Origin of the sequence: Agromyces humatus, from assembly GCF_021228295.1 — a bacterium.
In the GTDB taxonomy this organism is placed as follows: domain Bacteria; phylum Actinomycetota; class Actinomycetes; order Actinomycetales; family Microbacteriaceae; genus Agromyces; species Agromyces humatus.
Window position 1 is genome coordinate 1 of the sequence record NZ_JAJQPD010000001.1, and the last position, 14,474, is coordinate 14,474.

Annotated in this window: 14 protein-coding genes; 4 read left to right on the forward strand and 10 right to left on the reverse strand. The window is 69.6% G+C overall.

Going from position 1 to position 14,474, the window contains the following annotated elements; genetic code table 11:
- Positions 1-429 precede the first annotated feature (429 nt).
- A complete protein-coding gene (tyrS, locus tag LSF15_RS00005) occupies positions 430-1,731 on the reverse strand; it encodes a tyrosine--tRNA ligase (RefSeq protein ID WP_232416120.1) in 1,302 nt (433 codons plus the stop codon).
- 147 nt (positions 1,732-1,878) lie between these two features.
- Here tyrS and LSF15_RS00010 point away from each other — a divergent pair, with 147 nt between their 5' ends.
- Together LSF15_RS00010 and LSF15_RS00015 are read left to right on the forward strand one after the other, a co-directional pair.
- On the forward strand, positions 1,879-2,502 hold the full coding sequence (locus LSF15_RS00010; protein ID WP_232416122.1) for a DNA-binding protein: 624 nt from the start codon (positions 1,879-1,881) through the stop codon (positions 2,500-2,502).
- Between the two features lie 61 nt (positions 2,503-2,563).
- A complete protein-coding gene (locus LSF15_RS00015; protein WP_232416124.1) occupies positions 2,564-3,166 on the forward strand; it encodes a hypothetical protein in 603 nt (200 codons plus the stop codon).
- A gap of 31 nt (positions 3,167-3,197) precedes the next feature.
- Here LSF15_RS00015 and LSF15_RS00020 read toward each other — a convergent pair whose 3' ends face one another.
- The 9 genes from LSF15_RS00020 to LSF15_RS00060 form a co-directional block, all read right to left on the reverse strand.
- Positions 3,198-3,815, reverse strand: coding sequence for a DNA-3-methyladenine glycosylase (locus LSF15_RS00020; RefSeq protein WP_269756076.1), 618 nt, complete (start codon positions 3,813-3,815; stop codon positions 3,198-3,200).
- A complete protein-coding gene (argH, locus tag LSF15_RS00025) occupies positions 3,812-5,242 on the reverse strand; it encodes an argininosuccinate lyase (protein ID WP_232496480.1) in 1,431 nt (476 codons plus the stop codon). The genes LSF15_RS00020 and argH overlap by 4 nt, the downstream gene beginning before the upstream one ends.
- Positions 5,242-6,171 carry an ornithine carbamoyltransferase gene (argF, locus tag LSF15_RS00030; RefSeq protein ID WP_232496481.1) on the reverse strand — a complete coding sequence of 310 codons (930 nt, stop codon included), beginning with the start codon at positions 6,169-6,171 and terminating at the stop codon, positions 5,242-5,244. Before argF ends, argH begins: the two co-directional genes overlap by 1 nt.
- Positions 6,172-6,203: 32 nt before the next feature.
- Positions 6,204-7,391, reverse strand: a complete 1,188-nt coding sequence (locus tag LSF15_RS00035) for an acetylornithine transaminase (protein WP_232496482.1) — start codon at positions 7,389-7,391, stop codon at positions 6,204-6,206.
- Complete coding sequence (gene argB, locus LSF15_RS00040) at positions 7,388-8,302, reverse strand: acetylglutamate kinase (protein ID WP_232496483.1); 915 nt, start codon at positions 8,300-8,302, stop codon at positions 7,388-7,390. The genes LSF15_RS00035 and argB overlap by 4 nt, the downstream gene beginning before the upstream one ends.
- Positions 8,303-8,337: 35 nt before the next feature.
- On the reverse strand, positions 8,338-9,495 hold the full coding sequence (gene argJ / locus LSF15_RS00045; protein WP_232496484.1) for a bifunctional glutamate N-acetyltransferase/amino-acid acetyltransferase ArgJ: 1,158 nt from the start codon (positions 9,493-9,495) through the stop codon (positions 8,338-8,340).
- Positions 9,492-10,535: an N-acetyl-gamma-glutamyl-phosphate reductase gene (gene argC / locus LSF15_RS00050; RefSeq protein WP_232496485.1), complete on the reverse strand. Its 1,044-nt coding sequence runs from the start codon at positions 10,533-10,535 to the stop codon at positions 9,492-9,494. The genes argJ and argC overlap by 4 nt, the downstream gene beginning before the upstream one ends.
- Positions 10,536-10,770: 235 nt before the next feature.
- Positions 10,771-11,436 carry a response regulator gene (locus LSF15_RS00055; protein WP_232496486.1) on the reverse strand — a complete coding sequence of 222 codons (666 nt, stop codon included), beginning with the start codon at positions 11,434-11,436 and terminating at the stop codon, positions 10,771-10,773.
- Complete coding sequence (locus LSF15_RS00060; RefSeq protein WP_232496487.1) at positions 11,433-12,662, reverse strand: sensor histidine kinase; 1,230 nt, start codon at positions 12,660-12,662, stop codon at positions 11,433-11,435. The genes LSF15_RS00055 and LSF15_RS00060 overlap by 4 nt, the downstream gene beginning before the upstream one ends.
- 153 nt (positions 12,663-12,815) lie before the next feature.
- Between LSF15_RS00060 and LSF15_RS00065 the strand changes: the two genes are divergently transcribed.
- Complete coding sequence (locus tag LSF15_RS00065; RefSeq protein WP_232496488.1) at positions 12,816-13,433, forward strand: hypothetical protein; 618 nt, start codon at positions 12,816-12,818, stop codon at positions 13,431-13,433.
- A 9-nt stretch (positions 13,434-13,442) separates the two neighbouring features.
- On the forward strand, positions 13,443-14,426 hold the full coding sequence (locus tag LSF15_RS00070; RefSeq protein ID WP_232496489.1) for an NAD-dependent epimerase/dehydratase family protein: 984 nt from the start codon (positions 13,443-13,445) through the stop codon (positions 14,424-14,426).
- Positions 14,427-14,474: the final 48 nt, after the last annotated feature.

Below are 14,474 nucleotides of genomic sequence, written 5' to 3' on the forward strand. Positions count from 1 at the left end.
AATCAAAGGAAACCCACCAACCCAAAGGCTGGTCGGGGTTCAAAAAATTGGCATTGAACATAGTGCACGCTGTTGAGTTCTCAAGGAACGGACGCACCCGGCTCACGATCCATACGGACCGATCAACCGGAGCTGTTTCGTTCTCACTCGGTCATCCCATGAGGACGGTTCCGAATGCTTCAAGCGCATCGAAGGATGTATGTCTTCGCGGCTTGGGATCTTCGTGCCACTTGAGGGCGAGAGCGGCGTTCAGTTGAACTCTCTGCTCTTTCGCTCCTGTGGGGCAACGAGTGATTACATTACGGCGATTCCGTGGGTCGTGCAACTTCGCATTGCATCCCGGGCGTGTCGCGCCGTAGGCCCCGGAAACACGAGGACCCCGGTCCCCACGAACATGGGTGACCGGGGTCCGTCGACGCGATCGGCGGCCTACTCGATGAAGACGCCGGCGAGCGTCTTCTTGCCGCGACGAAGCACCGCCATGCTGCCGGGTGCGACGTGGTCGGCGAGCGTCGCCGCCTCGTCGTCGATACGCACGTTGTTGAGCGCCACGCCGCCCTGCTTGATGGCACGGCGTCCCTCGCTCTGACTCGCCACGAGCCCGGTGTCGGCGAGCAGCTGCGCGATCGGGGCATCCGGCGACGTCGTCGTGTTCGGCAGTTCGCGCAACGCCGACTCGAGCGTGTCGTCATCGAGCGCGGCCAGGTCGCCTTGCCCGAACAGTGCCTGCGACGCGGCGATCACGGCAGCGGTGGCATCGGCCCCGTGCACGAGGGTCGTGACCTCGAAGGCGAGCACCCGCTGCGCCTCTCGCCGGAACGGCTCGCTCGCGACGAGCGCCTCGAGCTCATCGATGCGTTCACGACCGAGGAAGGTGAAGACCTTGAGCCGCGACACCACGTCGGCATCGTCGGTGTTGAGCCAGAACTGGTAGAAGCGGTAGGGGCTGCACATCGCGGGGTCGAGCCAGATGGCGTTGCCCTCGCTCTTGCCGAATTTCGTGCCGTCGGAGTTCGTGATGAGCGGCGTGCCGATCGCGTGCACGTGCCTGCCCTCGACCCGGTGGATGAGGTCGGTGCCGCTCGTGAGATTGCCCCACTGGTCGCTGCCGCCGGTCTGCAGCACGCAGCCGTACTGGCGGTAGAGCTCGAGGAAGTCGAAGCCCTGCAGGATCTGGTAGCTGAACTCGGTGTAGCTGATGCCGGCGTCGGAGTTCAGGCGTGAGGCGACCGCGTCCTTCTTCAGCATCGTGCCCACGCGGTAGTGCTTGCCGACGTCGCGGAGGAAGTCGATCGCGCTGAGCCCCGCCGTCCAGTCGAGGTTGTTCACGAGGCGAACGGCGTTCTCACCGTCACCCGAGAGGAAGCGCGACATCTGCGTCGCGAGGTAGCCCACCCACTCGACGACCGTCTCCTTCGTGTTGAGCGTGCGCTCGGCAGTGGGCCGGGGGTCGCCGATGAGCCCGGTCGATCCCCCGACGAGGGCGAGCGGGCGGTGGCCGGCCAGCTGGATGCGACGCAGGGTGAGCAGCTGCACGAGGTTGCCGAGGTGCAGGCTCGGCGCCGTCGGGTCGAATCCGCAGTAATACGTGATCGGCTCGCCCGCGAGCAGCTCTTTCAACGCAGCCTGGTCGGTCGAGACGTGCACCAGGCCACGCCAGACGAGCTCCTCCCAGACGTCGTCGAATGAGGCGTCGTTGTGCTGGGTCGAGAGGATCACTGGGTCTGACACCCCGTCAGAGTATCAGCGTGATACCTCGACGAGATCAAAGCCTGAGGGTTGATTTCAGCGACTCAAGTCTGTATCCTTGATTCACACGGATGTCGCAGCTGCAGCGTTCAACTCGACCGATCAATGGTCCAGCCTTCAGGAGGACGGATGTTCGTCATCACCGCCGATCAGGTCGCAAGTCGACGCGAGGCAGACCGGGCCGGTCCGCTCATCGCGCACCTCGCCGAGCGCCATGGAGATCAGCTGCTGCTGCCCGTCGACCAGACGGCCGGCGACGAGGTGCAACTCGTCACGACCTCGGCCGAGGCGGCGCTGGCCATCGTGCTCGATGCCACCCGAACCGGGCGCTGGAGCGTCGGGCTCGGCGTCGGGGACATCCGCACGCCACTCCCCGACGCCACGCGCAAGGCGACCGGTACCGCATTCATCGCCGCACGCGAGGCGGTCGGCGCCGCGAAGCGCGCCGATGGTCGCTTCGCGCTGCGCGCCGCGCCGATCGCAAGCGGCATCACCGTCGCCGACGTCGAACCGCTCGTCCGTCTGCTCGTGCTGCTGCGCGAGCGACGCACCGATCCCGGCTGGGAGGTCGTCGACCTCATGCACGACGGGCGCCTGCAGAAGGAGGCGGCGGCGATCCTCGACGTGAGCGCCGCCGCCGTGAGCGCGCGCCTGCGCGCGGCCCTCTGGCGGGCCGAAGCGGAGGCCACGCCCGCGCTCGTCAGACTGCTGCGCGAGCTCGACGCCGAAGCCACGCACGCCGCGTCCGGGTGACGCCCGTGGTCGCTATGCTGCTCGAAGACCAGGCCCCGAACGCCTGACGGGAAGGAACCCGGTGAGCCTCTTCTTCATCGCCGATGCCATCACATGGTCGGCCCTCGTCATCGCGCTCGGCGCCGCGGCCGTGCTGTCGGTGCTCGCCTACGTGCGACCGCGCCGGGCGTACGTCTGGTTCGCGGCGGGCACGCTCGGCATCGCCATTCTCGCCGCCGCATCAGCGAGCGGGCCCGCCCAGTTCGGCCTCGCCCCCCTCGTCGTGCTGCTCGGGCTCACCACCGCCGTGTTCGGCGGCAGCGCCGCCGCCGCGACGTCGCTCAACCTCGCGATGGGCGGCACGGTCGCCCCCGGTCTGCACGGCGGCATCATCGTGACCGAGCGGCTGTCGGCAGAAGAGAAGCGGCAGGGCATCGTGGCCGGCGCTCGTCGCGAAGTGCTGCGCGGCGGTCTCACCATCGGCGTGCTCGAGCGTGTCGCCTCCGCGGGCGCGATCATCGCCGGCTTCCCCGAGGCGCTCGCGATCGTCGTGGCGGTCAAGGGTGTCGGCCGCTTCACCGAGCTCGAGGCACCCGAAGCGCGTGAGCGCTTCATCATCGGCACGTTCGCGAGCCTCATCTGGGCGTGTGCGGCCGCGCTCGTCGTGCACCTCGCCATCCGCTGACACCGCGCCCGTCCGGTACCGCGGCGCACGGTCACTCGGCGGCGAGCTTATGGCGCCGGTACGGCGAGACGCCCTCGTCTCCCGGAAGCCAGAATCGCCACGGATAGGCGGTGCCACCCCCGTCGCCGCTCACACCCGTGCGCGGACCGCACGCGGAATGCAGCGGAGCCTCGGGCACCCGAAGCTCGAAGGGCGACTCGAGCAGATCGCTGCCGCCCGCGCCGAGCGGCACGCCGAGCGCCCGCGAAAGCCGCCCCGGGCCGCGAGCGAGGTCGCGATCGTTCACGCCCGGCCTGCGCTGCCGCGCGAGATCGATGCCCGCCACCACGGTCGCGCCGCGCATGAGCACGCCCGACGAGAGGCCCGCAGGTCTCGCCACGATGTTCAGGCACACGTGCATGCCGTAGCTGAAGTAGGCGTACAGGTGTCCCGGCTCGCCGAACATGACGGCGTTGCGGGCGGTGCGGCCTCGGAACGCATGCGATCCGGGGTCCTCGCCGACGCCGCGATACGCCTCGACCTCGGAAAGCCGGATGGCGACCAGTCCATCAGGAGCGTCGTAGCCGAGCACCGCCCCGAGCAGGAGTGGCGCGAGTTGCACCGGGTCCTGCTCGAAGAATGCCCGGTCGGGTGCGACGAGTCGACTCAGCGTCGCCCCTCGGGGAGCCCGGCGAGCAGGTGGCGAACGCGGTCGGCCAGGCGGGCGAACTGCTCGTCGACGCGCACCGGCGCCGTACCGCCGACGCCGTCTCGGCTCGCGACCGACCCCTCGACGGTGAGCACCTCGCGCACGTCTGGGGTGAGATGCGGCGAGATCTCGGCGAGCGCGGCATCGTCGACGGCATCGAGCTCGAGCCCGTGCTGCTCGGCGAACCGCACGAGCGCTCCGGTGATCTCGTGCGCGTCGCGGAACGGCACGTGCCGCTTCACGAGCCACTCGGCGACATCGGTCGCGAGCGAGAATCCGGCCGGCGCGAGCTCGGCCATGCGGTCGGTGTGGAACTTCAGCGTGGCGATCATTCCGGTGAACGCGGGCAGCAGCACCTCGAGGGTCTCGACGGAATCGAAGACCGGCTCCTTGTCTTCCTGAAGGTCGCGGTTGTACGCGAGCGGCAGCCCCTTCAGCGTGGCGAGCAGCCCGGAGAGGTTGCCGATGAGCCGGCCGGACTTGCCACGAGCGAGCTCGGCGATGTCGGGGTTCTTCTTCTGCGGCATGATCGACGAGCCCGTCGAGTAGCCGTCATCGAGGGTGACGAAGCCGAACTCGCGCGTGTTCCAGAGGATGACGTCTTCGGCGAGGCGCGACAGGTCGATGCCGATCATGGCGGCGATGAATGCGAATTCGGCGACGACGTCGCGGCTCGCCGTGCCGTCGAGCGAGTTGTCGGCAGGTCGGGCGAGGCCGAGATCACGGGCGACGGATGCCGCGTCGAGCCCGAGTGTCGAACCGGCGAGGGCGCCACCGCCATACGGGGAGACATCCGCTCGCTTCGTCCAGTCGACGATGCGCTCGAGATCGCGCGAGAACGCCCAGCCATACGCGAGCAGGTGGTGCGCGAGCAGCACTGGCTGTGCGTGCTGCAGGTGCGTGCGGCCCGGCATGATCGCCGAACGGTGCGCGTCGGCCTGGGCGGCGAGGGCGTCGATGAGGTGCATGAGCTGCTGCCCGAGCGTGGCGGCGTGGTCCTTGAGGTACAGGCGCACGAGCGTCGCGATCTGGTCGTTGCGGCTGCGGCCCGCACGCAGCTTGCCGCCGAGCTCCGCACCCACGATGCCGATGAGTGCGGCCTCGAGGGCGCCGTGGACGTCTTCATCGGTGTCGGCGGCGACGATCTCGCCCGAGATCACGTGCGCTTCGAGCGTGTCGAGGCCGGCGAGCATCGCGTCGAGCTCGTCGGCGTCGAGGTACCCGGCCGCTCCGAGCGCGCGCGCATGGGCTCGCGAGCCGGCGAGGTCGTAACTCGCGAGCTGCCAATCGAAGTGCGTCGACTTCGACAGGCGCGCGAGTTCTGGCGACGGGCCACTGGCGAACCGCGCGCCCCACAGCGATCCCTCGTTGGTGCCGTGCTCGGCCATCAGGCGTCCTTCCGTTCGAGCAGCCACACGAGCAGTGCCTTCTGGGCATGCAGGCGGTTCTCGGCCTCGTCCCAGATGATCGACTGCTCGCCGTCGATGACGTCGGCCGTGACCTCGTAGCCGCGGTCGGCCGGCAGGCAGTGCATGAAGACCGCGTCGGACGCCGCAAGCGACATGAGTTCGCGATCGACCCGGTAGCCCCCGAAGGTGGCGACCCGGTGCGCCTTCTCGGACTCCTTGCCCATCGAGACCCAGGTGTCGGTGACGACGACGTCGGCTCCGGCGACGGCCTCGGCCGCGTCGGTGTAGAGCGTGATCGAACCGCCCGTCGAAGCGGCGATGCGGTCGCCGTCGGCCACCACCGCGTCGGAGGGGGCGAACTCGTCTGGCGAGGCGATGCGCACGTGCATCCCCGCCGTCGCGCCGGCGAGCAGATAGGACTGCGCCATGTTCGATGCGCCGTCGCCCAGGAAGGTGACGGTCAGCCCCGCGAGTTCGCCCTTGTGCTCGCGGATCGTGAGCAGGTCGGCGAGCAGCTGACAGGGGTGGAAGTCGTCGGAGAGGGCGTTCACGACGGGAACGCTCGTGCCGGCGGCCATCTCTTCGAGGCCGGCCTGGCCATAGGTGCGCCACACGATGGCCGAGACCATGCGCTCGAGCACCCGCGCGGTGTCGGACGGCGTCTCTTTCCCCCCGAGCTGACTGCTCGCCGTGGAGATGATCAGCGGCGAACCGCCGAGATCGGCGATGCCGACCGCGAACGAGACGCGCGTGCGCGTCGACGACTTGTCGAAGATGACGGCGACCGTCTGCGGCCCAGCGAGCGGGGTGCGGCTCCAGCGGTCGGCCTTCAGCGCTTCGGCGAGGTCGAGGATCTCGGCCTGCTCGACGGGAGTGATGTCGTCGTCGCGAAGGAAATGGCGGGTCATGTGACTCCGTTCGGTGGGATCGGTCGTTTCGGTCAGAGGGAGGCGACGGTGTCGAGCACACCCGCGAACCGGGTGGTGAACTCGTCGACCTCGGCGTCGCCGATGATGAGCGGCGGCGCAAGGCGGATGGTGGAGTCGTTGGCGGCGTTGACGATCAGGCCGCGTCGCATGGCCTCGGCGACCACGCGACCGGCGACCGGCTCGGACAGTCCGACCCCGATGAGCAGGCCCTTGCCACGCACGCCGTGGACGAGCGAGGATCCGATGCCGAGGATGCGCCGGCGCAACTCGTCGCCACGGCGTGCGGCGTTGTCGACGAGCCCGGCTCGCTCGATCTCCCCGAGCACCGCGTTCGCCACGGCCGTGGCGAGCGGGTTGCCGCCGAAGGTCGAGCCGTGCTGGCCCTTCGTGAAGAGCGATGACGTCTCGCCGAAGGTCACCAGCGCGCCGATGGGGAAGCCGCCGCCGATGCCCTTCGCCACGGTGATCGCGTCGGGCGTGATGCCGGCGTGCTGGAACCCGAACCACGCCCCTGTGCGCCCGGCACCGGTCTGGATCTCGTCGATGATGAGCAGCGCGCCGTGCCGCCTGGTGAGTTCGCGTGCTGCTTCGAGGAATCCCCCTGGAAGTTCGACGACGCCGGCCTCGCCCTGGATCGGTTCGACGATCAGTGCGGCGACCGCATCGTCGAGTGACGCTTCGAGCGCCTCGACCGTCGCGGGGATGTGCTCGACACCGCCGGGCATCGGCTCGAACGGGTCGCGCATGTGCGGCTTGCCCGTCAGGGCGAGCGAACCCATGGTTCGGCCGTGGAAGGCGTCGACGAGTGCGAGCACGCGGGTGCGCGCCCCGCCCGAGTTGTTGAGGCGCGCGAGCTTGAATGCCGCCTCGTTCGCCTCGGCACCGGAGTTGCCGAACCAGGCGCGCCCGTGCTCGCCAGCACCCGCAAGTCGCGTGAGCCGCTCGGCGAGTTCGAGCGCCGGCTCGGTCGTGAAGTAGTTCGAAACGTGCGCGAGCGCCGCCGCCTGCGAGGAGACCGCGTCGACGAACACGGGGTGTGCGTGGCCCAACGCGTTCACGGCGATGCCCGCGAGGAAATCGAGATACTCGTTGCCCGCGTCATCCCAGACCCGAACGCCATCGCCGCGCTCGAGCTTGGCGAGCGGCATGCCGATCGATCGCATGATGCGCGCATCGAAGCGCTGCTGCCACGCGGTCATGCGACGTTTCCCTCGGTGGCGATGCCGCTGCCGCCCGGCACCACCTCGGTGCCGATGCCCGACTGCGTGAACACCTCGAGCAGGATCGAATGCGGCACCCGGCCATCGATGATCGCCGCCTTGGCCACGCCGCCCTCGACGGCCTCGAGGCAGGCCCGCATCTTCGGGATCATGCCGGACTCGAGTGAGGGCAGCAGCGAGATGAGGTCGGGCACATCGATGACCGACACGAGCGAATCGCGGTTCGGCCAGTCGCGATAGAGACCCGCGACGTCAGTGAGGATCACGAGCTTGGCCGCGCCGAGCGCGACCGCGAGCGATGCGGCCGCCGAGTCGGCGTTGACGTTCAGCGACTGGCCCGGGGTGTCGCCGTCTGGCGCGATGGACGAGATCACCGGGATGCGGCCGGCGTCGAGCTGCGCGTGCACGGCCGCAGGATCAACGGCCACGACATCGCCGACGAGGCCGAGGTCGACCTCGACACCATCGACGACCGCGCCGCGCCGGCGACCCCGGAACAATCCCGCGTCTTCGCCCGAGAGCCCCGATGCGAGCGGCCCGTGCCCGTTGATGAGCGACACCAGTTCGCGATTGACCTGCCCCGACAGCACCATGCGCACGACGTCCATGGCCTCGGGGGTGGTAACGCGGTATCCCCCGCGGAACTCGCTCTCGATGCCGAGCCGCTCGAGCATGGACGAGATCTGCGGACCGCCGCCGTGCACGACGACCGGCTTGATGCCCGCGTAGCGCAGGTACACCATGTCTTCGGCGAACGCGCGCTGCAGGTCGGGACTCACCATCGCATTGCCGCCGAACTTCACGACGATGGTCTCGCCGTGGAATCGCTTCAGCCACGGCAGTGAGTCGATGAGCACCTGGGCCTTCTCGGCTGCGGTCGCCGATTGCATGCCACCCGTGGAATCTGTTTCGATCGCCCCCATGTTCAGCTCGCGTACGCGCTGTTCTCATGCACGTAGTCGTGCGTGAGATCGTTCGTCAGGATCGATGCGGATGCCTCGCCCGCGTGCAGCTCGATGAGCACGTGCGTCGCCCGGGGCGCGAGATCGACGTCGTCGCGCGGGGCGTCGGGCCGGCCCGCATGGCAGACGCGGACCCCGTTCATCGACACATCGACGAGATAGGGGTCGAACGGCGCCTGCGTCGTGCCGATGGCGGCGAGCACCCGCCCCCAGTTGGGATCGTTCCCGAAGATCGCGGCCTTGAACAGGTTGTTGCGGGCGACGGAGCGACCGACCTCCACGGCGTCGTCTTCGGTGACCGCCCCACGCACCTCGATCGTGATGTCGTGGCTCGCGCCCTCGGCGTCGCCCTGCAATTGCATCGCGAGGTCTCGGCACGCCGTGGTGAGCGCCTCGGTGAAGGCACCGGCGGTGGGGACGATTCCCGAAGCGCCGCTCGCCAGCAGGGTGACCTGGTCGTTCGTCGACATGCAGCCGTCGGAGTCGAGCCGGTCGAAGGTGACGCGGGTCGCGGCTCGCAGGGCCGCGTCGAGATCGGCGGCGGGCAGGTCGGCGTCGGTCGTGAGCACGACGAGCATGGTCGCCAACCCAGGCGCGAGCATGCCCGCCCCCTTGGCCATGCCGCCGACGTGCCAGCCGTCGCCCTCGATCACGACGGTCTTGGGCTTCGTGTCGGTCGTCATGATCGCGCGAGCCGCGTCGTCGCCGGCGACGTCGTCTGACGCGAGCCGGTTGACCGCGGAGAGCACGCCCTCTTCGAGCACCTCGCCGTCGAGCTGGTCGCCGATGAGCCCGGTCGAGCAGACGAGCACGTCACCGGCCGAGACGGCGAGCGCCGACGCGGTCGCCTCTGCGGTGCGGTGGGTGACCTGAAACCCCTCGGGTCCGGTGAAGCAGTTGGCGCCGCCTGAATTCAGCACGATCGCCGCCACGGCGCCGTCGGCGATGACCTGCTCCGACCAGAGGATCGGGTTGGCCTTGGCGCGATTCGAGGTGAACACGGCGGCGGCGGCCTGCGAGGGACCGCGGTTGACGATGACCGCGAGGTCGAGCGCGCCGGAACGCTTGATGCCCGCGGCGATGCCCGCGGCTTCGAACCCGCGGGGAGCAGTGACGGTCACGGTGCGACTCCGTTCACGGGAAGCCCGGTCGACTCGGTGAGCCCGAGCGCGAGATTGGCCGACTGGATGGCGGCACCCGCGGTGCCCTTGACGAGGTTGTCGACCGCAGTGACCACGACGACGCGCCCCGACCACTCGTCGACGGCGAGTCCCATGAGCGCGGTGTTCGCGCCGAGCACGTCGGCCGTGCGCGGGAACTGACCGTCGGGCAGCAACTGCACGAAGCGCTCGCCGGCGTACGCGTCTTCCCACGCCGCACGCACGGTCGCGGCATCCGTGCCCGGCATGATGCGTGCCGTCGAGGTCGCGAGAATTCCGCGTGACATCGGCACGATCACGGGCGTGAACGACACGGTCGGCGTCGCAGCGCCCGCCCACCGCAGCGCCTGGACGACCTCGGGGATGTGGCGGTGCACACCGCCGACCGAGTAGGGGTTGGCCGAGCCGAGGATCTCGGAGCCGAGCAGGTGCGCCTTCAGGCTCTTGCCTGCGCCCGAAGGACCGACTGCGAGCACCGACACGAGGTCGCGATCTTCAATGACACCGGCGCGGACGCCCGGAGCGAGCGAGAGCGCGACCGTGGAGGCGTTGCAGCCGGGAGCGGCGATGCGCCGCGTCCTGGCGAGCCGGTCGCGCTGGGTTCCCGAGAGGCGAGGCAGCTCGGGGACGCCGTATGTCCACGCGGGGTGGAAGTCGCCGCCGTAGAACTCCGCCCAGTCGCCTGGGCTCTCGAGCCGGTGGTCGGCGCCGCAGTCGATCACGAGGGTGTCGTCGGGCAGCTGTGCGGCGATGGCGCCCGACGTTCCGTGCGGCAAGGCGAGGAACACCACGTCGTGACCGGCGAGGGTCTCGGTGGTCGTCTCTTTCAAGGTCAGGTGCGTGTACGTGCGCAGATGAGGCTGAACTGCGACGAGCGGTTGCCCGGCGTTGGCGTGCGCCGTGACGGTGCGCACCTCGAATTCGGGATGATCGGCGAGCAGGCGCAGGATCTCTCCCCCGGCATAGCCGGACGCGCCGGAAACGGCGACGGAGTACGTCATGGAATCCACCTTAGGGTCTGTGCGGTCGGGGCGCTGATGCGGCGACGCCCCGCGACAACCCGTCAGGCCGTTGCAGAGGTCGCCGAGATTCGGCGCCCGCCACGGCGTCGGTTGCGCAGCTCGACGACACGCGGGTGGCGTGCGGAGGCGGCGAACGGGGCGGCGGACATGGGATCGACCATATCGGCGCCACCGGTGCCGTCGCAAACCGGAACCACGATGATCACGACATGTTTCACGCGCGCTCTGCCTCATGCCGGGCGAGCAGCGCGCCCTGCACCCGTGAGGCGAGTCCGAGTTTGCCGAGCACGCGCGACACATGCGTCTTCGCCGTCGCCTCGGAGATCACCAGATGATCGGCGATCTCGGCGTTCGAGAGGCCGAACCCGAGGGAGTCGAGCACCTCCCGCTCGCGGTCGGTCAGGTCGGCCAGCCGACCGGATGCCGCGGGGTACGGGCTCTCGGGTACCACCCGCGCGTCGAGCGCCCGCAAGCGGTCGACCACTGCACGGGTGACCTCCGGTGCGAGCACCGCGTCACCCGCGGCCACCCGGCGGATCGCGTCGATGAGCGCGTCGGCAGAGGCCGTCTTCAGCATGAATCCGGCTGCGCCGGCGGCGAGCGCGGCCGTGACGATGTCGTCGACGCCGAACGTCGTGAGCACGAGCACCCGCGGGCCGTCGGGACGTCCCACGAGGAGGCGGGTTGCCTCGACGCCGTCGAGGACGGGCATCTGCACGTCCATGAGGACGACGTCGACGGGCATCTCGCCGATGAGGCGGAGCGCCTCGCGGCCGTCGCCGGCTTCGCCGACGATCGCGAGGTCGTCGATGCCGTCGAGGAGCACGCCGAGCCCTGCGCGCACCGCCTGATGGTCGTCGACGATCAGCACGCGGATCACGAGGCCGCTCCAGCCGTCGCCTCGGTCGACTCGTGGAGTATCGGGAGCCGCGCCTCGAGGATCCACTGCGCGTCGCCCGGTGCACGGTCGACACGGGCCTGCGCATATCCGCCGAGGATGCGCGCTCGTTCGGCGATGCCGACGAGGCCATGCCCACCGCTCAGGCTGTCGGGAAGCTCGACGCCGTCGCCGGCTGGGTTTCTGGTCGTGATCAGGATGCCGCGGTCGTCGCGGACGATCCTCAGCTCGACGGGGCGACCCGGGGCGTGCTTCGCCGCGTTCGAAAGCGCCTCCTGGACGATGCGGTAGGCCGCGACCGACACTCCGGCCGGGACATCCCACTCGATCCCGTCGCCGACCTCTGCCTGCAGTCGTGCGCCGGCGGCTCGCTGCGAGTCGATGAGCGTCTCGAGGTCGGCCAGGGTCGGCGGAGTCGAGAGCGCGTCGCCGTCACCGCGGAGCACGTCGATCATCGAGCGCATCTCCCCGAGTGCGGCGAGGCTCGACGCACGGATCGACTCGAGTCCCGGGGTCGTCGCCGATCGCTCGGCACGTGCCGTGCGCAGCGCCGCCTCGGCCTGCATGGCGATGCCGACCACGTGGCCGGCGAGTGCGTCGTGCAGGTCGCGTCCGATCGCCATCCGTTCGGAGGCGAGTGCGCTCTGCCGCTCGGAGGCCGCGCCACGGCGAACGGCTTCGACGCGCGCACGCTCTGCCGCCGCTTCCAGCTGCGGACCCCGCACCGCGCGACCCCACCAAAGGGAGAGCACCACGGTGACCGGGATCCAGAGAAAGCGGACCACGAGTTCGGGTGGGCCTCCGGGCACCGCGAGGCTCAGCACGCCCACGACCGCGACGGCGCCGGCCACGTACTGTGCGACATCCACGGCCCGCGATGGACTCCGCACCGCAACGAGGTAGAGCAGGTCGGCGACGATGAGGATGGTGCCGAGCGGTGTGGCGCCGGTGACCAGGGCGCCGACCGCGATCACGACACCCGCGAGAAGCAGCGCGCCGACCGGACTGCGGTGACGAAAGAAGTGGACGACTCCGAGCAGAAGGATCAACGCGAGGTCGGCCCACCAAGTGACGAGGCGCGGTTGGTCGACCCAGTACACGCCGGCGCTGACAGGGACCAACAGGATCCCGAGCGCGACGAATCCGACGGTGCCGAGGAGCCGAGCGTGACGCCGCGCACCCCGGCGGACGTCGTCGAGCAAGGTCATCCCTCCATGCAAGCAGGTCGCTGGGCGAGCCGCGACCGACATCCGGCCGATGAACGCGCCCCAGCGCGTCATCCGAAATGTGTAGAACGTCCTCTGAAGGACACCGCGTTCGGCCGACGCGGTGAATGAACGCTGCGCCGCAGGCTCTTCCTCATGCATGAACTGACGCAGCTCAACCCGATCGTCTGGGCGATCCTCGCCGTCGAGGTCGCCTTCTGGCTGACCCTCGCGAGCGGCCTCGCCATGAGATACCTGTTCAGGATGCCGCGGGCCAGCCGGACGATCCTGCTCTGCGTGCCGCTCCTCGACCTCGTGTTGATCGCGCTCACCGTCGTCGACCTCGCCGGCGGCACGGAACCCGACTCCGTCCACGCGTTGGCCGTCGTCTACCTGGGGTTCACGATCGGCTTCGGCCATGCGACGATCGCGTGGGCGGACCGGTGGTTCGCGTACCGCTTCGCCGATGGACCGCGCCCGCCGAAGCCGCCGAGATCGGGCACGGCATACGTGCGGCGCATGTGGGCGGAATGGCGGCGCGTGGTCGTCGCCTGGGCCATCGCCCTGCCCGGGCTCCTCGGCTTGGCGATGGTGGCAGGCGTCGCCCTGCCCACCGATTGGGACGCGGTGTTGTCCGACCCGCTGCTGAGGATGGCGGTGGGGCTCACCTGGATCGCGGCGATCTGGTTCGCTGCCGGGCCGGTGTACGCGATGGTGTTCCGATGGGAGGGCGAGCGCGAGGATGCTTCGACCGCGGGCAGCGAACCCGCATAGGCTCGGCGTATGACCCTGCGGATCCTCTTCATCGGCGGCAACGGCACCATCAGCGGAGCATCGAGCGACCTCGCCGTGCAGCGCGGCTACGACCTGACGCTCCTGAATCGCGGTCGTAGTTCGCAGCGCATGCCGATCACCGGCACGCGCCACCTCACGGGCGATGCCGAGGATGCGGCATCCATCGCTGCGGCCATCGGCGACGAGACGTTCGACGTCGTCGCGAACTTCCGCGCGTTCTCGCCCGAGCAGGTGGCACGCGACATCGAACTGTTCGAGGGGCGAACGCGTCAATACGTGTACATCTCGTCGGCGTCGGCCTACCAGAAGCCGGTCGCGAGGCTGCCCATCACCGAATCGACGCCGCTGCGCAACCCCTTCTGGCAGTACTCACGCGACAAGATCGCCGGCGAGGAACTGCTCGTCGCGGCCTACCGCGAGCGCGGATTCCCGATGACGATCGTGCGTCCCTCGCACACCTACGACGAGGCGAGCGTGCCGCTGCTCGGAGGCTGGACGGCGATCGACCGCATGCGCCGGGGCGAGCCCGTCGTCGTGCACGGCGACGGCACGAGCCTGTGGACCGTGACGCACACCCGCGATTTCGCGGTCGCGTTCGTCGGCCTGCTCGGCAACGAAGGTGCGCTCGGCGAGGCGTTCCAGATCACGTCCGATGAAGTGCTCACCTGGAACCAGATCGCCTCGGCGCTCGCTGCGGCAGCGGGCGCCGAGTTCCGGCCGGCGCACATCGCGAGCGACGCGATCGCGCGAGAACTCCCCGAACTCGGTGCCGGCCTGCTCGGCGACAAGGCGCACTCGGTGATCTTCGACAACAGCAAGGTGAAGGCGCTCGTACCCGAGTTCCGCGCGGTGATCCCCTACTGGCGCGGCGCGCGCGAGATGATCGCGTGGCATGACGCCGACCCCTCGCGACAGGTCGTCGACGCCGAACTCGACGCCGCCTTCGACCGGCTCGTGCAGCGGTACGCCTAAGACGCCCGGTTCGAGCGGCGGCGCGGTCGCGCGCCGCCGCTCTCGTAC

What these genes read in the sequence shown, in the direction of transcription:
- LSF15_RS00010 (WP_232416122.1), top strand. Translation starts at nt 1,879, where the DNA reads ATGTTCGTCATCACCGCCGATCAGGTCGCAAGTCGACGCGAGGCAGAC.
- argH (WP_232496480.1), bottom strand. Translation starts at nt 5,242, where the DNA reads ATGGCCGAGCACGGCACCAACGAGGGATCGCTGTGGGGCGCGCGGTTC.
- argF (WP_232496481.1), bottom strand. Translation starts at nt 6,171, where the DNA reads ATGACCCGCCATTTCCTTCGCGACGACGACATCACTCCCGTCGAGCAG.
- LSF15_RS00035 (WP_232496482.1), bottom strand. Translation starts at nt 7,391, where the DNA reads ATGACCGCGTGGCAGCAGCGCTTCGATGCGCGCATCATGCGATCGATC.
- argB (WP_232496483.1), bottom strand. Translation starts at nt 8,302, where the DNA reads ATGCAATCGGCGACCGCAGCCGAGAAGGCCCAGGTGCTCATCGACTCA.
- argC (WP_232496485.1), bottom strand. Translation starts at nt 10,535, where the DNA reads ATGACGTACTCCGTCGCCGTTTCCGGCGCGTCCGGCTATGCCGGGGGA.
- LSF15_RS00060 (WP_232496487.1), bottom strand. Translation starts at nt 12,662, where the DNA reads ATGACCTTGCTCGACGACGTCCGCCGGGGTGCGCGGCGTCACGCTCGG.
- LSF15_RS00065 (WP_232496488.1), top strand. Translation starts at nt 12,816, where the DNA reads ATGCATGAACTGACGCAGCTCAACCCGATCGTCTGGGCGATCCTCGCC.
- LSF15_RS00070 (WP_232496489.1), top strand. Translation starts at nt 13,443, where the DNA reads ATGACCCTGCGGATCCTCTTCATCGGCGGCAACGGCACCATCAGCGGA.